General features: G+C 64.2%; 12 protein-coding genes. 10 read left to right on the top strand and 2 right to left on the bottom strand.

Translation table 11 applies throughout. The annotated features are described in order from the left end of the window. Positions 1-103 precede the first annotated feature (103 nt). On the bottom strand, positions 104-556 hold the full coding sequence (locus tag PD284_RS08115; protein ID WP_274627704.1) for a hypothetical protein: 453 nt from the start codon (positions 554-556) through the stop codon (positions 104-106). Positions 557-674: 118 nt separating this feature from the next. On the opposite strand from PD284_RS08115, the gene PD284_RS08110 reads away from it, so the two are divergent. The 10 genes from PD284_RS08110 (at position 675) to PD284_RS08065 (ending at position 14,933) form a co-directional block, all read left to right on the top strand. Further along, complete coding sequence (locus PD284_RS08110; RefSeq protein ID WP_274627703.1) at positions 675-2,051, top strand: aspartate aminotransferase family protein; 1,377 nt, start codon at positions 675-677, stop codon at positions 2,049-2,051. 136 nt (positions 2,052-2,187) lie between these two features. Beyond that, positions 2,188-3,576: a glutamine synthetase family protein gene (locus PD284_RS08105; RefSeq protein ID WP_274627702.1), complete on the top strand. Its 1,389-nt coding sequence runs from the start codon at positions 2,188-2,190 to the stop codon at positions 3,574-3,576. A 140-nt stretch (positions 3,577-3,716) separates the two neighbouring features. Further along, complete coding sequence (locus PD284_RS08100) at positions 3,717-5,600, top strand: PAS domain-containing sensor histidine kinase (RefSeq protein ID WP_338036640.1); 1,884 nt, start codon at positions 3,717-3,719, stop codon at positions 5,598-5,600. A gap of 238 nt (positions 5,601-5,838) precedes the next feature. Then, a complete protein-coding gene (locus tag PD284_RS08095; RefSeq protein WP_274627701.1) occupies positions 5,839-8,277 on the top strand; it encodes an ATP-binding protein in 2,439 nt (812 codons plus the stop codon). A gap of 8 nt (positions 8,278-8,285) precedes the next feature. Then, positions 8,286-8,672 (top strand): response regulator, encoded by a 387-nt coding sequence (locus tag PD284_RS08090; protein ID WP_274627700.1) that lies wholly within the window; start codon positions 8,286-8,288, stop codon positions 8,670-8,672. A 4-nt stretch (positions 8,673-8,676) separates the two neighbouring features. Next, positions 8,677-10,296, top strand: a complete 1,620-nt coding sequence (locus PD284_RS08085) for a hypothetical protein (RefSeq protein ID WP_274627699.1) — start codon at positions 8,677-8,679, stop codon at positions 10,294-10,296. A gap of 35 nt (positions 10,297-10,331) precedes the next feature. Then, the gene (locus tag PD284_RS08080; RefSeq protein ID WP_274627698.1) at positions 10,332-10,724 is read left to right on the top strand and encodes a response regulator transcription factor; all 393 of its coding nucleotides are present in this window, start codon (positions 10,332-10,334) and stop codon (positions 10,722-10,724) included. Continuing rightward, complete coding sequence (locus tag PD284_RS08075; protein ID WP_274627697.1) at positions 10,724-12,466, top strand: YaiO family outer membrane beta-barrel protein; 1,743 nt, start codon at positions 10,724-10,726, stop codon at positions 12,464-12,466. Before PD284_RS08080 ends, PD284_RS08075 begins: the two co-directional genes overlap by 1 nt. Before the next feature lie 2 nt (positions 12,467-12,468). Next, on the top strand, positions 12,469-13,509 hold the full coding sequence (locus tag PD284_RS08070; RefSeq protein ID WP_274627696.1) for a HEAT repeat domain-containing protein: 1,041 nt from the start codon (positions 12,469-12,471) through the stop codon (positions 13,507-13,509). 14 nt (positions 13,510-13,523) lie between these two features. After that, positions 13,524-14,933: a glycosyltransferase family 2 protein gene (locus tag PD284_RS08065; protein WP_274627695.1), complete on the top strand. Its 1,410-nt coding sequence runs from the start codon at positions 13,524-13,526 to the stop codon at positions 14,931-14,933. Between the two features lie 21 nt (positions 14,934-14,954). Here PD284_RS08065 and PD284_RS08060 read toward each other — a convergent pair whose 3' ends face one another. Next, positions 14,955-15,254, bottom strand: a complete 300-nt coding sequence (locus PD284_RS08060) for an Hpt domain-containing protein (protein ID WP_274627694.1) — start codon at positions 15,252-15,254, stop codon at positions 14,955-14,957. Positions 15,255-15,402: the final 148 nt, after the last annotated feature.

Raw genomic sequence — 15,402 nt, 5'->3', positions numbered from 1 at the left:
TTCATCGTGCCGGTGGCACGATGAAAGGCGTCGAACGGGCGGGAGCTGCCGGAGGCAGCGGGACCGCCCAAGAGCCGCTTAGCCAAGCGCGCCTCCCGCTATGTCACTCCACTGAACAACCCACCTCGCCCTTGAACGTCGCCTCCTTGGGCTCGGCATTGTCGCCGACGCCGTCATAGACGGTCAGTTCATAGGTTCCGCCATATCCGATCTCGTCGCCCTCGGATTGGGTATAGATCACGAGTTCGACATAGCCGTGCGGCTTGTCGCCCTCGCGCTCGCGGTAGAGGTTGAGCCGCAGGTCCTTGCCGTCCAACCAGTATTGGGCAACGTCTTCCCTCGAGAAGCCGGTCTTGCGAAGATCCTCCGCGATCGACTGATCGTTGATCTTGACGGTGCTCTCGAACGCAAAGATCGCGCTTCCCATGCCGCGCGAGACCCCGGCATGCAGGTTGAACTCGACCTTCTTGTCTTTCGCGCCGCAGTCCAGCCCGCCCGAGGCGGCGGCCGGCAAGACTCCGGATAGAATGGCGATGGCGAAGATCGATGCGCGCATGCAGGGCCCCCTCAAACAGATCGTCGTGCGCCCTCTCCCATAGTCCTGTTTCCGCTCGATGTCTGCCGATTGCAGCGGCCGCGCCCGCCCCGTTACAATGCAGCGACTGGAGACGGGCATGGACATGGCAGACAATTCGGCGGCGGGCGCGGCGCTCGACCGCAAGGTGCGTGAGTTGCGCAAGCGCGAAGCTGAGACGTTCCGGCGTGCCCGGCCGAAATCCGAAGCGGCCATCGGCAACGGCATCGCCGGCTTCTTCGGCGGCGTGCCCATGCACTGGATGACCGACTGGCCCACGCCCTTCCCGATCGTCGTCGACCGCGCGCGGGGCGCCACCATCGTCGACATCGATGGCAACCGGCTGGACGATTTCTGCCTCGGCGACACCGGCTCGATGTTCGGCCACTCCCCGCCTCCGGTCGCGCGGGCGATACGGCGACAGGCGGGCCGCGGCCTGACCTACATGCTGCCGTCCGAGGACGCGCTCGCGCTGGGCGCGCTGCTGGTTGAGCGGTTCGGCCTGCCGCATTGGCAGATCGCCACGACGGCCACCGACGCCAACCGCTTTGCCCTGCGCGTCGCCCGGGCCATCACTGGGCGGCCGAAGATCCTAGTCTTCAACGGCTGCTACCACGGCTCGGTGGATGAGACGATGGTACGGCTGGTCGACGGCAGGCCGGCCAATCGGCCGGGGCTTGCCGGTGAGTTCCGCGACCTGACCCGGAATACGAAAATCGTCGAGTTCAACGACCTTGCGGCGCTGGAAGCTGCACTTGCCGAAGGCGACGTCGCCTGCGTGATCACCGAACCGGTGCTGACCAACAGCTGCATGGTGCTGCCCGATCCTGGTTTCCACGACGGCCTGCGCCGGCTGACGCGCGACACCGGCACGCTGCTCCTGATCGACGAGACCCACACGGTCTCGACCGCCGTCGGCGGCTATACGCGCAGGCACGGCCTCGAACCGGACCTGTTCGTGCTGGGCAAGCCGGTCGCTGGCGGCGTGCCGGCGTCGATCTGGGGCATGAGCGACGAGGTTGCGGCGCGCTATCGTGCCTATAATCTGGCCAAGGAGCCCGGCTACTCGGGCATGGGCACGACGCTGTCGGCCAATCCGCTGCAGTTCGCGGCCATGCGGGCAACGCTGGAAGAGGTGATGACCGAGGCGAACTATGCGCATATGGACGCGCTCGCCGCGCGGCTCACGGCAGGGCTCTCCCGCGCAATCGAAGCCAACGCCCTCCCGTGGCACGTGGCCCGCGTCGGCGCCCGCGTCGAGTTCATCTGCGCGCCGGGTCCGCTGCGCAACGGCAGCGAGGCGGAGGCCGCGCATCGTCCGGACCTGGAGGCCGCGATCCATGTCGCGTTGGTCAACCGCGGCGTACTGATCGCCCCGTTCCACAACATGATGCTCGTTTCGCCGGCTACCACGCGACGACAGGTCGACCGGCTGGTCGCGGCGTTCGGCGAGGTTGCAGAAATGCTGGCCGTATGATGTCAATGCGAGGCTGAGTACCCAAGGCCCCCTGACCCGGCCTCCGTCGCCTGGCTTCTGTCTTTCTCCCACCGGGATAGGAAACTGGCTGGCGACGCGGAGGCCGGGTCAGGGGGTTGTTTCGCGAGTTGACATCATGACCTCACCTTCCGGCTCGACCCTCCAGGAAGCGGCCGACTTTCTCGACGCGCATCCCGACATCGAAGCGTTCGACATAGTGCTGACCGACACCAACGGAGTGGGCCGCGGCAAGATCATCCGCCGGCACGAACTGAAGGCGGTCTACGAGAACGGCCGGCACATGCCGATCTCCATCCTTGGCCTCGACATAACCGGCGAGGACGTGCACGAGACCGGCCTGATCTGGGATTCCGGCGACGGCGACCTCCGCGCATGGCCCATCCCCGGCACGCTCACGCCCCTGCACGGCACCAGCCCGGCGCGCGGACAGGTCCTGATGGGCATGTACCATCTCGACAGCCAGCCGATGACCTCGGACCCGCGCCACGCCCTGCAGCGGCAGGTCGAAGAGTTCGCGGCGAAGGGCCTGCACCCCGCCGGCGCCTTCGAACTCGAATTCTTCCTCTTGTCGAACGACCGGGACTCCGACGGCAAGGGCCAGCCCGCCCGCGCCATCCTCGACGGTCGCGCCAGCGGCAAGACCGAGGTCTACTCCGTCGACCACCTGCACGGCATGGAGCCGCTCTTCTCGGACATCTACGCCGCAGCACGCCTGCAGGGCATACCGGCCGAGACGATCATCTCGGAATATGCTCCGGGGCAGTACGAGCTTACCCTCAACTATCGCAAGGACATCCTGCGCGCCGCCGACGACCTGATCATGCTGAAGCGGTTGGTCCGCGCGCAGGCCCGCCGCCACGGCGTCACCGCCTGCTTCATGGCCAAGCCGATCGAGAAGTATGCCGGCTCCGGCATGCACCTGCACGTCTCCCTTCTCGACGATGCCGGGCGAAACGTGTTCACCGAAGCGAAGGAGGGTGCCTGGTCGTCCAACCTGCTGCACGCCCTCGGCGGCCTTTCCGCGACCATGGCCGAATCCATGCTGGTGTTTGCGCCCCACGCCAATTCGTGGCGGCGCTTCGTTTCGCAATCCTACGCCCCGATCGCGCCGACCTGGGGCGTCAACAACCGATCGGTTGCGCTACGCGTGCCGGCGGGTGACGCGAAGAACCGGCGCATCGAGCATCGTCCGTCCGGCGTCGACGCCAATCCGTATCTCGTCGCGGCAACAGTGCTTGGCGGCATCGCCAAGGGTATGGACGAGCGGCTCGATCCCGGTCCGGAGACCACCGGCAACGGTTACGAGGCGGCCGATGCATCGCGCGGCCTGATGCCGGCCGACTGGCGCAGCGCCATCGAGGCGGCCAAGGCGTCCGACTTCCTGAAGACGGCGCTCGGTACAGACCTTCACCGCACCTTCACCGCCATCAAGGAGAGCGAATACCTGCGCGTCGCGCGGACGGTGAGCGAGCTCGACTACCACCTCTATCTGCACGAGGTGTGAGGCCCTCGCCTACCCGGTCTCGAAGTCTCGGCCTCGGCGGCGCGATCCAGCTTGGCCACACACACCGAAAACGCCCGTCATCGCATGTTACGGCCTGGAACTGTGCTACATGAGTCCATTAGTGAAGTAAGGGGTTCGTGGTGGTGGTGGATATCGAGACTTCGCGCCCGACTGCCGACATGGCGGAACTCATCCGGACCCATGACTGGGCAAGCACCAGTTTGGGGTCGATGGCCGAATGGCCGTCCTGCCTGCGGGTCACGGTGGATCTGGTTCTGCCTTCCAAAGCTCAGATCGTGATATTCTGGGGGCCGGAGTTCCTGGCCCTCTACAACGACGCATACGCTCCGACGATCGGAGACAAGCATCCCCGGGCGCTCGGTCGGCCTGCCCGGGAGAGTTGGTCGGAACTATGGGACGACCTGGAGCCCCTGCTGCTGCGGGTCTTCGAGCGGGGCGAAACCATGTACGCGAAGGACCGCCCCTTCTACATCGAGCGGCGGGGCTATCCCGAGGACGTGTTCTTCGACATTTCCTACTCACCGGTTCGCGACGAAGCGGGGCTGGTGCGGGGGGTGTTCTGCATAGTGAATGAAACGACCGAGCGGGTCCTTGCCCAGCGGGAGCTTACCAAAACGCAGGAGCGCTTGTCCTATGCGCTGGACGCATCAGGAATGCTCGGCACGTTCGACTGGCACATCAAGTCCGACACATTCTATTCTGACGATCGGTTTGCGGCGATGTTCTCGGTCGATCCCGACAAGGGCGAGAAGGGCGCTCCGATCGCAGAGTACATGGTCGGCATCCATCCTGAAGATCGGGAGCGGGTCGGGGCGGCCGTTGACCATACGATTGCGACAGGCGCGAAGTATGTCCAGGAGTATCGGCTGCTCCACCGTGACGGTCAGATCCGCTGGATCGAAGCCCGCGGTGAGTGCCTGTATGACGACCAAGGGCAGCCCGAACGGTTTCCGGGTGTCGTCATCGAAATCACCGAACGCAAGCAGGCGGAGGAAATGCTGCTGCGACTCGCCGCGATCGTTGCCTCGTCGGACGACGCCATCATGAGCATCGACCTCGATGCAAGAATAACCAGCTGGAACGAGGGAGCCGAACGTCTTTACGGTTTTTCAGCCGAGGAGGTCATCGGGCAACCGGTCTCGATCATTCTTCCGGCAGACAGGTCACAGGAAGAACACGCGATACTTGCCCGGATTCGTCGCGGAGAGCGCGTCGATCCCTACGATACGCAACGTCTGCACAAGAACAGGACCAACGTGGACGTCTCGCTCACGGTCTCGCCCGTTCGAGACGCCGCCGGAAAGGTCGTGGGTGCATCGAAAATCGCGCGCGACATCAGGGCCCGCAAGGAAGCGGAGCGCCTTCAGCGCGTCCTCATGAACGAACTGAAGCACCGGGTGAAGAACGTACTTGCCACGGTGCGGGCAATAGCCATGCAGACATTCCGGGACGAGGAACATAGGCTCGCGAGAGCGGCGTTCGATGCACGTCTTCTCGCGCTGGCCAGGGCGCATGACCTGCTGACGGCCGAGAGCTGGAGCGGAGCCGAACTCTCGGCTCTCATCGCTGAAGTCCTATCCCCCTACGACAGGGGAAACTTCGAGATCGGCGGGCCTCGGTTGCGGTTGCCATCCGAAGTGGTGCTTCCCTTCTCGCTTGCGCTACATGAACTCGCGACCAATGCCGCCAAGTATGGCGCCCTGTCCGTTCCCTCAGGGCAAGTCAGCATCCGGTGGAGCATCATGGATGACGACAGCCCGCGGCTTTCGCTTTCCTGGACCGAGCGCGGCGGTCCGGCCGTGCACATTCCAAGCCACAAGGGCTTTGGGTCTCGGCTGGTCGAAGGATTGTTGTCCGTGCAGCTGGGTGGCGAGGTTCGGATCGACTATGCAGCAAAGGGGCTTGTCTGCGAAATCGACGCGCCGTTGCGCGATGGCTGGATCACTCCGATCAGGGAGCGCACGGATGCACCGGGTCAAGTCGATGCAAGCCAATCGGCCTGATCATCAGCCGCGCAATCTGATCGCAGGGCAACCTCGATCCAACTGAGCTCTTCCTTGCGATGCGGGAGACGGGCCGGAGATCCGGCTCCAATGAGCGCCGAGCGCAGACGGCATGCCCCCCGGCCTTTTGAAGCATGAACTGCGGCTGGTCCAGCGGGCCGGAGGACAGTGTCCTCGATCTTTAGAGGTCGGTAGGCTTTAGTCCGCTACGTGAGGGGAACACCATCTGGAGCCCGGCATGGCCGCGATTTGGGAAACGCTTCTTTCAAACCTTGCCCTGGTTTCGATCCTCGTGGTCGCCTGGGATCTTCTGTCGGATCGCACTGCGCATTTTTCCAGGTCGACGCAGTCGGTCTTCCTCGGCCTGATCATGGGCGTGGGAGCGGCAATCTCCATGGCGATCGCGGAACCCATGCATGGCTTCCTTTTCGATCTGCGGATGCCGCTGCTCGCGGCATCCGCATTCTTTGGCGGACTGCCGGCAATTGTCGTTGCGGCGTCCGCAGCCCTGATCTGTCGCCTCTATCTCGGCGGCCCGGGTGTGGCCGTCGGCGTCACCGGCATCCTGATCGCCTCGGTCATCGGCCTGGCGTGCTACTGGTTGGTGCGGTCTCGTCAGAAGACCATGACCCACATCTTCGGTTTCGGCGTTGCCGTCGCGTTTGGCGCGTACTTTGGCTTGCTGGTGCTGCCCGAAGGAGCCCGGGTCGTCCTCTTCCCTCGCGCCGTCCTCCCGCTGACCTCGCTGGCCTTTGTCAGCGCCCTGATGATCGGCACGTTGCTTCATCGGATGCAAAGGCGACGAGAGCTCGCGACCGCCAATCTGATCTACCGGGCCATGGTGCGGGAGCTTCCCGACTGCCTGAACGTGAAGGATCTCGACGGGCGCTTCATTGTAGCCAATCCTGCGACCGCCTCCCTGATGCGCGCCGGCTCGGCAGAAGAGCTGATCGGCAAGACCGATTTCGACTTCTACCCGACCGAACTGGCGCAGAGGTTCAGGCAGGACGAGATTGACATGCTTCAAAGCGGCGAGGTCCAGCGTCTGGAACAGCCGGCGCTGTTTCCCGACGGAAGCCAGGGGTGGCTCACCTCCGTGAAGGCCCCGTTTACCGACGAGACAGGTCGGGTGGTGGGGATCATCACCTACAACCGCGACATCTCTGACCAGAAGCGCGTCGCCCAGCTCAAGAACGAGTTCATCTCGACGGTCAGCCACGAACTGCGCACGCCGCTGACGTCGATACGCGGTTCGCTCGGCCTGATTGCGGCGGGCGTTGCGGGAGAACTGCCCGCCAAGGCCGGCAACCTCGTCAAGATTGCGCATACCAACAGCGAACGGCTGGTTCTCCTGATCAACGACATCCTGGATATGGAGAAGATCGAGTCCGGGAAAGTGGCTTTTGAACTACGGCCGATGGCCGTTCGGCCCATTGTCGAGCAGGCCATCGCCGCAAGCTCCAACTACATGCCCGAACGGAAGGTCAGGCTGCTGCTTGTCGATGACGCGCCCCGCGCCGGCGCTACGATCGATCCCGACCGGCTGCACCAGGTCCTGAGCAATCTTCTGTCGAACGCGATCAAGTTCTCATCGGTCGGCGATACGGTAACCGTCAGGCTCGCGCGCCGCAGCGGCGGAGTGCTGCGGATCTCGGTGGTGGATCGCGGCGCCGGGATTCCGGAGGCTTTCCGCGCCCGTGTTTTCGGAAAGTTCGAGCAGGCGGATGCATCCAGCACGCGCGGCAAGGGCGGCACCGGCCTTGGCCTGAGCATCGCCAAGGCAATCATCGAGAAACTAGGTGGCGCGATCGCCTTCGAAACGCAGGAAGGCCACGGCACCGCCTTCCACATCGATCTTCCCGAAGCGTCGGGGCAGGCGGTCGCGTCCGCGACGCCGTCCAGCCAGCCACATTCCGACGAACGCAACCGTGTGCTGATCTGTGAGGATGACGCCGACATTTCCGGAATGATCGCGGCCCTCCTGGATGCCGACGGCTTTTCCAGCGATGTTGCCCCCGACATCGCCTCGGCGAAGATGCTCCTGCAGACGCGCGACTATGTCGCTCTGACGCTGGACATCAGGCTCGCCGGCGAGTCCGGCATCACGTTGTTCCGAGACATTCGCAAATCGTCTGCCCTCCCCGACATTCCCGTGATCGTGATCTCGGCAGTCGCCGACGAGGCGAAGCGGGCGCTCAACGGATCGGCCGTCGGCATCATCGACTGGCTTGAAAAGCCCGTGGATCCCGAGCGGCTGCACGCCGCACTGGGCAAGATCGCCAGGCGTGCGGACGATAGACGCTCCCGGGTCCTCCACGTCGAGGATGACGAAAGCGTCCTGGCGGTGATGTCGGCAGGATTGGGGCCGGACGTTTCGGTCACCTTCGCCAAGACGCTCAAGGATGCGCAGTTTCTGGCCGCGGAGAGCCAATTCGATCTGGTTATCCTCGACGTCGGCCTGCCTGACGGTTCCGGGCTGGACTTGCTCACCGACCTGCCCGCCGAGACGGCGGTGATCGTCTTCTCGGCCGCGGAGTTGGATCAGAGGCTGGGAGCCAGCGTTAAGGCAGTCATGACCAAGACGAAGGCATCGGAGCTGGACGTGGCGAAAGTCATCAAGAGCTTCCTCCCAGCGGCCGGTGTCGGTAGGTTCTCAATTCCGATAGGTGGCGAGTAAAGACAGAGATGGCGGCGAGAATCCTGTATGTGGACGACGAAGACGATATTCGCGAGATCGCCCAGATGTCGCTGGAGCTCGAACCCGAATTCGAAGTGCATCTCTGTTCTTCGGGAGCGCAGGCGCTCGACAAGGCCGCGGCATGGCAGCCGGACCTGATCCTGCTCGATGTAATGATGCCTGAAATGGATGGGCCGGAAACGCTGAGACGCCTGGCGGCGGGCGACCAGACGTCAGCCATCCCCGTGGCCTTCATCACGGCGCGGACCCAGACCCATCAGGTCGAGCGCTACCTCGCCATGGGCGCAGTCGGCGTCATCCCCAAGCCGTTCGATCCGATGCGGCTGGCCTCCGATGTCATGCAATTGCTGCGCTCGAATGGGCGCTCGCAGTGAGTGGATGGGAAGGAGTGGCCTGCCTGCGGTCACCGGACCGCTCGCCTCCTGGGCCATGCTGCTGCTGGCGACGGCCGCACAGGCCTGCGGGACGGCCACGTGTACGAGCCAGGTTGAAGGATCGCCGATCATAGTCGCCGCTTCTGCGCAATCCCCCGAAGTGGTGTGGTCGCACCCGATCGCCCGATACGACTCCCCGCCCGACACGCTCGTCCTGACCGGAGTGATGAAGGACGGCCGCTTCGTGCCGGGATCAGTGGCCGTTCCGAAGCCTTCACCAGGCGATGCACCCGCTCCAGATCCATTTCCCCTGGACGCGAACCTGCTTCCCATTCTCGAAGCCCGCAGTTTCGGGCTTGAGGAGCGGGCAAAGCTCTCGCGCGTCGGAGAGGCGGTGACGCTCAGCTGCAAGGCCGGCGAACAGCCGGCTGGAGTGGCGCTGCATGCGGCGGCGTTTCGCTTTCCGCGGGCCATGCGGGGCGACCTCGTTGTGGAAGGTCGGGCGGTCCCGGGGTTTGCGTTCGCGGTCGTTGCGGCAGGCGCCGATGCGCCGGCCCCGCCTGCCGTCGGCGCGTCTGGCCCGACGCTGGCCTCAATCCCTGCAAGCGAATGGAATGGCGGCGATGCAGCCCGCGAACTGGTGATCAATTGCCCCAAGGAGGCTGCGTCGGCCTCCATTTCGGCTGTTCGCATCGTCCCGCATGAAGACCGCGAGCCGGCGGACGCTGGAACCTGGCTCTGGGACGCACGGCCGTGGCTTGATGATCCGGAGCGCCTTGCAGCTCTGGTGCGAAGGGAGCGGATCGCAAATCTGTACCTGCAGGTCCGTATCGAAGGCGGAGCGGTTGCGGACGACGCCGGACTGCGGCGTCTCATCGACGTCCTTGCCGCCTCCGGCGTCGCCATCCACGCCGTCGAAGGAGATGCCGAGATGGCGACGGAAACCGGCCGGGCTCATGCGCTGAAACGGGCGCGTGTCCTCCGCCGGTTCATCGAAGACGGCTCGGGCTTGCGTTCGATCCAGTACGACATCGAGCCGTATCTGATGCCGCAGCACGTCGCCGACCCGTTCGCCGGTTGGACCGGATGGGCGACGACGATCAATGAGCTTGCCGAGGCGCTTGGGCGAACGATTGCGATCGTCGTGCCCTTCTGGATGCTTGACGATCCGGCTGGCAAAGCGGCCTTGCAGATGGTGGAGGGAGCGATCTCCGGGGTGACGGTCATGGCGTACAGAACCGACCTTGCCGAGGTCGAGAGCATCGCGGAGGCCTGGCTGAACTGGGGCGTCGAACGACGGCAGCCGATCGCCATAGCGCTGGAGAATGGTCCACTGCCGGTCGAGATCCACCAGACCTTCCGGCGTGCCGAGAAAGGCATTCTCTATATCGATCGCGATGCCAGGGAGCCGATGGTCCGGATGCTGGAGGCGGAGGTCCCCGCTTCACATGCCAGGCCGACATATTCGTTCAGTCATGAGACGGTGGCGCCACCGTCGCGAATCAGCTTCATGGATGATCGCCCTGCCTTGGTTGTAGCCAGGGAGCGGCTCGATCGAACCCTGTCGTCCTGGGCTTCCTTCGACGGACTGTTGGTGCATGGACTGATCAACCCGGGGGGCTAGGATGCGCCGGGAGGGAGCAAACCGGAGAAGGCGACGTGGATGGTGCAAAGGCGAAGGTTCTGATTTGCGATGACGATCCGCTCCTGCGGGAGCTGATCGATTTCAGGCTGAGAGCCAAGGGATATGATGTCATCAAGGCGGCGGACGGCGCAGAAGCGCTGGCAATGGCCCAATCCGAGCGACCCGATGTGGTTGTGCTGGATGCGATGATGCCAAAGTCCGACGGTTTCGAAGTGCTTGTGCGATTGAAGGGCGATCAGCGCCTTTGCGCGGTGCCAGTGATCATGCTGACGGCGAGGAAGCACGAAAGGGACATCGCGTCGGCTCTGCAGAAAGGCGCCGACGACTATCTGGTGAAGCCGTTCATCCCCGAGGAGTTGCTGGCCCGGCTGTCGCGCGTCCTCGCGCGCAAGGGCGACGCTTCCTGATGCGGTTGCAGTGCCTCGCCGCGGGCCTCTGTATGGCGCTGGCCGTCGATGCGCATGCGCAGACGGTCGACGAGCTCTACTCACAGGGGGTCAAGGCGCGACAGGAACAGCGTTTCGAGGACGCATCGACGCTGCTGAGAAGGGCGCTGTCGCTGCAGCCCGCAAATTCCGATACGCTCGTGCAACTGGGTTTCGCCGAGCTGGGACTTGGCAACCTGGCGGCGGCGCGCACCGCCTTTTCCAATGCGCTCGCCATCGCGCCGGACTACGCCGACGCGAAGTTCGGACTGGCGCAGGTCGAGTTCAGGAGCGGCAATCCCGCCGCTGCGCGGGCGCTCGTCGAGCCGCTCGTGACGCAGCAGCCCGGCAATCAGGAAGCGGCAGCGCTTCTGACGACCGTGCGCGCTGCGCTCGAGACAGAGCGCGACGCGGCCGCGGCAGCCACTGCGGCGAAGCCTCGTCGCGCGGAGGGCCAGGCGACAACAGCGAGGTCCGACGCCGTTGCTCCTTTGCTCGACGAAGCGCGTCGGCTGCGGACCGCTGGGCAGTTCGCACAGGCGGAAAGTCTCTACCGCCGTGCTTTGTCGATCTCGCCGCGAAACACAGACATATTGGTGGCCCTTGGTCTGGTCGCCGGGTTCCAGCAGAGGTTCGACGAGGCGGACCGTTTCTTCAGCGCCGCGCTCGCCATTGATCCCGATCAGTTCGACGCCCGACTCGGCAAGGTCCGGCTGGCGATCTGGCGGGGGGACGTGGCGCGTGCTCGTCAGATGATCGATGGGGTGCTTGCTGACGTGCCAGGCAACACCGAGGCCATGGTTGTAGATGCGCGTATCTCGATGCTGGAGCGCGACTATGCAGGTGCGGAGGAATCCTTCGCCTCGGCGGCGGCGGCCGACCCGGCAAACGCCGAAGCGCTCGTCGGCCTGGGTGATGTGCGCCGCGCCCGCGGCGACGAAGTCAGCGCTCGCCAGGCCTACGAGAATGCGCTCCTGCTGCAACCGGATTCGGTAGAGATCGCGCAGAGGCTTGCGGCAGCGCCTCCACAAAAATGGCGGTTGGATATCGGCAGCGAGCTGAGTGAACTTTCAGCCGGTCTCGGAAACTGGACGGACAGCGGCATAGGCCTGTCTTATCGAGCGACGCCCGACACCGTCCTTGGGGCGCGCATGCGCGTGGCCACCCGGTTCGGGCGGACCGACGCTCAGATCGAAGGCCGCATCGATCACGCTTTTGCGCCGTCTTTCTCGGCCTATGGAGTGATAGCAGGCACGCCCCAGGCAGATTTCCTGGCGAAGTTCTCTGCGGGTGCGGGCGCGTCCTGGCGGGCGATCGAGAGCGTGGGCGGGATCGGACCCGTCTTCCTCAACCTCGATGCGCGATACGATCTGTTCGACGCGACCGAGAACACCACGATCTCGCCCTGGGTGCAGGCATATTTCTTCGACGAGCGCCTTGGCCTTTCGGCCCGGTGGGTCCATTCCGAAAACGATCGGGGCAGGGTCGCCGACGGTTATGTGCTGCGCGCCGACCTGACAGTGACCGACCGGCTGCGACTGTTCGGCGGCTATAGCGATGCGCCCGAGATTTCCGAGGCGACGCTGATCGAGACGCGCACCGCCTTTGGAGGCGTTTCCTTCGACATCTCGGACGATCTGACCCTGCTGGGCAGCTACGCAAACGAGCAGCGCCCGACTTTCGAGCGCAACATATTTGGCCTCGGCCTCGCCGTGAGGTTCTGAGCATGCTGTCGTTCGTGTGGATTATGTCGATCGTGCTCAGCGCTATTTCGCTCCTCGTCATGACGCTCCTCATCCTGCGGCGGGTCGTTCTCCAGCGTCGTGCGAAGGAGGACGCAAGGATGCGACAGCGGCTGCTTCAGGCGCTCATTGCGTTCTCTGAGGACAAGGATGCCGAAACCCTGAACAGCGTCATCCGATCGGTGCCGCCGCGCATTGCCATAGACGGCGGGTTCGAATTCCTGGGCCTTTTGCGGGGGGAGGAATATGCGCGGATCATCGAGATCTTCGCTGAATCCGGCCTGCCGATCCATATCGCCACACAGTTGATGAAGGGCAACGAGGCGGCCCGCATCCATGCCGCCGAGATGCTGGCGGCTTTTTCCCCCGACACAGGAACGGCGCATCTCTTTACCGCGCTCGACAACGACCGTTCCCGCGAGGTGCGGATTGCGGCAGCAATTTCGCTCTGCGACCTGGGAGCCATGCCGCCGCTGCCCGGCGTGCTGCGCAAGATCGGCGTGCGCGGTCAGCGTTCCAGGCGTTTGGTTGAGCTTTTCCGGCGCGTTCCGGCGGAGCGGATGGGAGAGCTCAAGGATCTAGCGGCCAAGCAGGACGGATCACCCTTCGTCAGGGCCGCGGCCATCGAGGCGCTGTCGCCTGCGCAGGACCACGAACTTGCAGATTTCTTCCGGCGTTCGGCGAAGGATCCTTCCAGCGACGTTTCAGGAGCCGCGATCCGGGCGCTTGGACGGCTGGCCGACCGGGATTCGGGAGACATCGTCACCGAGGCAATGGCCAGCAAGGATTGGGAAGTGCGCGCCGACGCGGCGGAAGCGGCAGGGCGCATAGGCACGACGGAGCTGATCGACCCTCTCGCGCGTCTGCTCGACGACGACGCGTGGACTGTTCGCTATGCGGCAGCCAAGGCGATGCGCCTCATCGCGCCGCAGGGAGACGAGATGCTGCGCGAGATCGCCTCCAGCCAGACCTCGCGAAGCCAGCGCACTGCTTCGCTCGTCCTCAACGAGGGCTTTGCATCGTGATTTCAGGATGGAGCGTGGAGGTCGTCGGGATCGCGACGGCAATCTCCTGGATCGTGATCGGGGCCGGCATGATCCAGACGGTGGTCTATCTGCTGCAACTCGTCGTGGCTGGGTACGCTCTGTCGAAAAGACCGCCGATCGCCAGGTCCGCTCTGCTGTGGCGCCGGTATGGCGACGTTGCCCCGCCGATTGCGCTGATTGTGCCTGCCTACAACGAGGAAATGAACGTCGTCGAAAGCGTGCATTCCATGCTTGCGCTGGAGTACCCGAATTTCGAAGTGATCGTCGTCAATGACGGCTCGAAGGACCAGACGCTGCAGCGCCTGATCGAGGCCTATGGGCTCGTGAAATTCCAGCGCCCCTATGAGGAAGCGCTTGCCCACGCGCCGATCCGCGGCCTGTATTCGTCGCTGGTGGCCGAACGGCTGTTCGTCGTGGACAAGGAAAATGGCGGCAAGGCCGACGCGCAGAACGCTGGCGTCAACGTCTGCCGTGCGCCGATTTTCTGCGTCATCGACGGCGATTCGATCCTGGAGCCCGATGCGCTCATGCGGGCCGTGCAGCCTTTCATTGACGATCCGGAGCGGACCATTGCCGTGGGCGGCACCATCCGGATCGCAAACGGCTCGCGCATCGAGAGCGGGCGCGTCGCTGAGGTTCACCTCCCGACAAAGCTGCTGCCCTTGTTTCAGGTCGTGGAATACCTGCGCGCCTTTCTCATGGCGCGACTGGCGTGGAGCCGTATCAACACGCTGATGCTGGTGTCGGGCGCGTTCGGCGTGTTCCGCCGCGCCGAGGTCGTGGCGGTCGGCGGTTTCACCAAGGGATCGATGGGCGAAGACCTCGATCTGGTCATCAAGCTGCACCGGCACATGATCGACAGTCGACGCAAATACCGCATCGAGTTCGTTCCCGAGCCCGTTTGCTGGACCGAGGCGCCGGAGACCCTGGGTGTCCTGGCGCGGCAGCGCTCACGATGGCAACGCGGCGCGCTGGAGTGCTTCTTCCGCTACCGCTCGATGCTGTTCAATCCGAGATACGGGCGCGTCGGCTTTCTCGGCTTCGGCCACATGCTCGTCGTCGACGTGCTGGGGCCGATCATGGAAGTCCTAGGCTACATCCTGATGCCACTCTTCTGGCTGCTAGGCATCCTGTCCGTCGAGTATTTTTTGGCCTTCACGGCGTTGGTCTTCACCTATGGCGTCTGTGTCAGCGTCTGCTCGCTGATCCTGGAGGAGGCGGAGTTGCAACGCATTCCCCGCGCCCGCGACCTCGCCATCCTGACGGTCGCCGCGGTGATCGAGAATTTCGGGTACCGGCAGATCAACAATATCTGGCGAGTGAAGGGGTATTGGCAGTATCTGCGCGACGACCAGAGCTGGGGCGAGATGACGAGGACGGGCTTGTCCAGCGCCAAGAAGTAGGCCTCGCAGACGGCCGCGCAGTCAGCCCGTGATCCGCTGCAGCTCCAGCACCAATTCATCCAGCGCGGCCTTAATTTGCGCCGGTGTCGCTTCGCTGTCCCCGCCCAGCAGGGTTTCCACCATCGAGGCGCGTTCGCTCAAGCCCGAAAAGCCGAACATGCCGCCGGCGCCGGCCAGCGAATGCACCGTCTTCACCAGCTGATCGCGGCGGCTGTCATCGAGCGCCGCAGCGCCCTCCCGCGCGATCCTCTCGAGCGACGCCAGTTCCCCCTGGCATCGCGCGACAAAGCGACGCCTCAGCACATCGAACGGGTCATCCACGATATTGCGGCTTCCTGGTGTCTCGAGTGAGATGATCGCTCGCGTTCATTTTGCGAAACAGGCGAGGTGTGACGATGTTGAGCCTGGATTTTATTCAGTTCTGAACCGGTTTCCAGCGTTGGTTTAGCCCTGTTGACATCCCGGTTCC

It is taken from the genome of Mesorhizobium shangrilense (assembly GCF_028826155.1).
Taxonomy (GTDB): domain Bacteria; phylum Pseudomonadota; class Alphaproteobacteria; order Rhizobiales; family Rhizobiaceae; genus Arvimicrobium; species Arvimicrobium flavum.
This window is presented reverse-complemented; position numbering and strand designations above follow the sequence as displayed.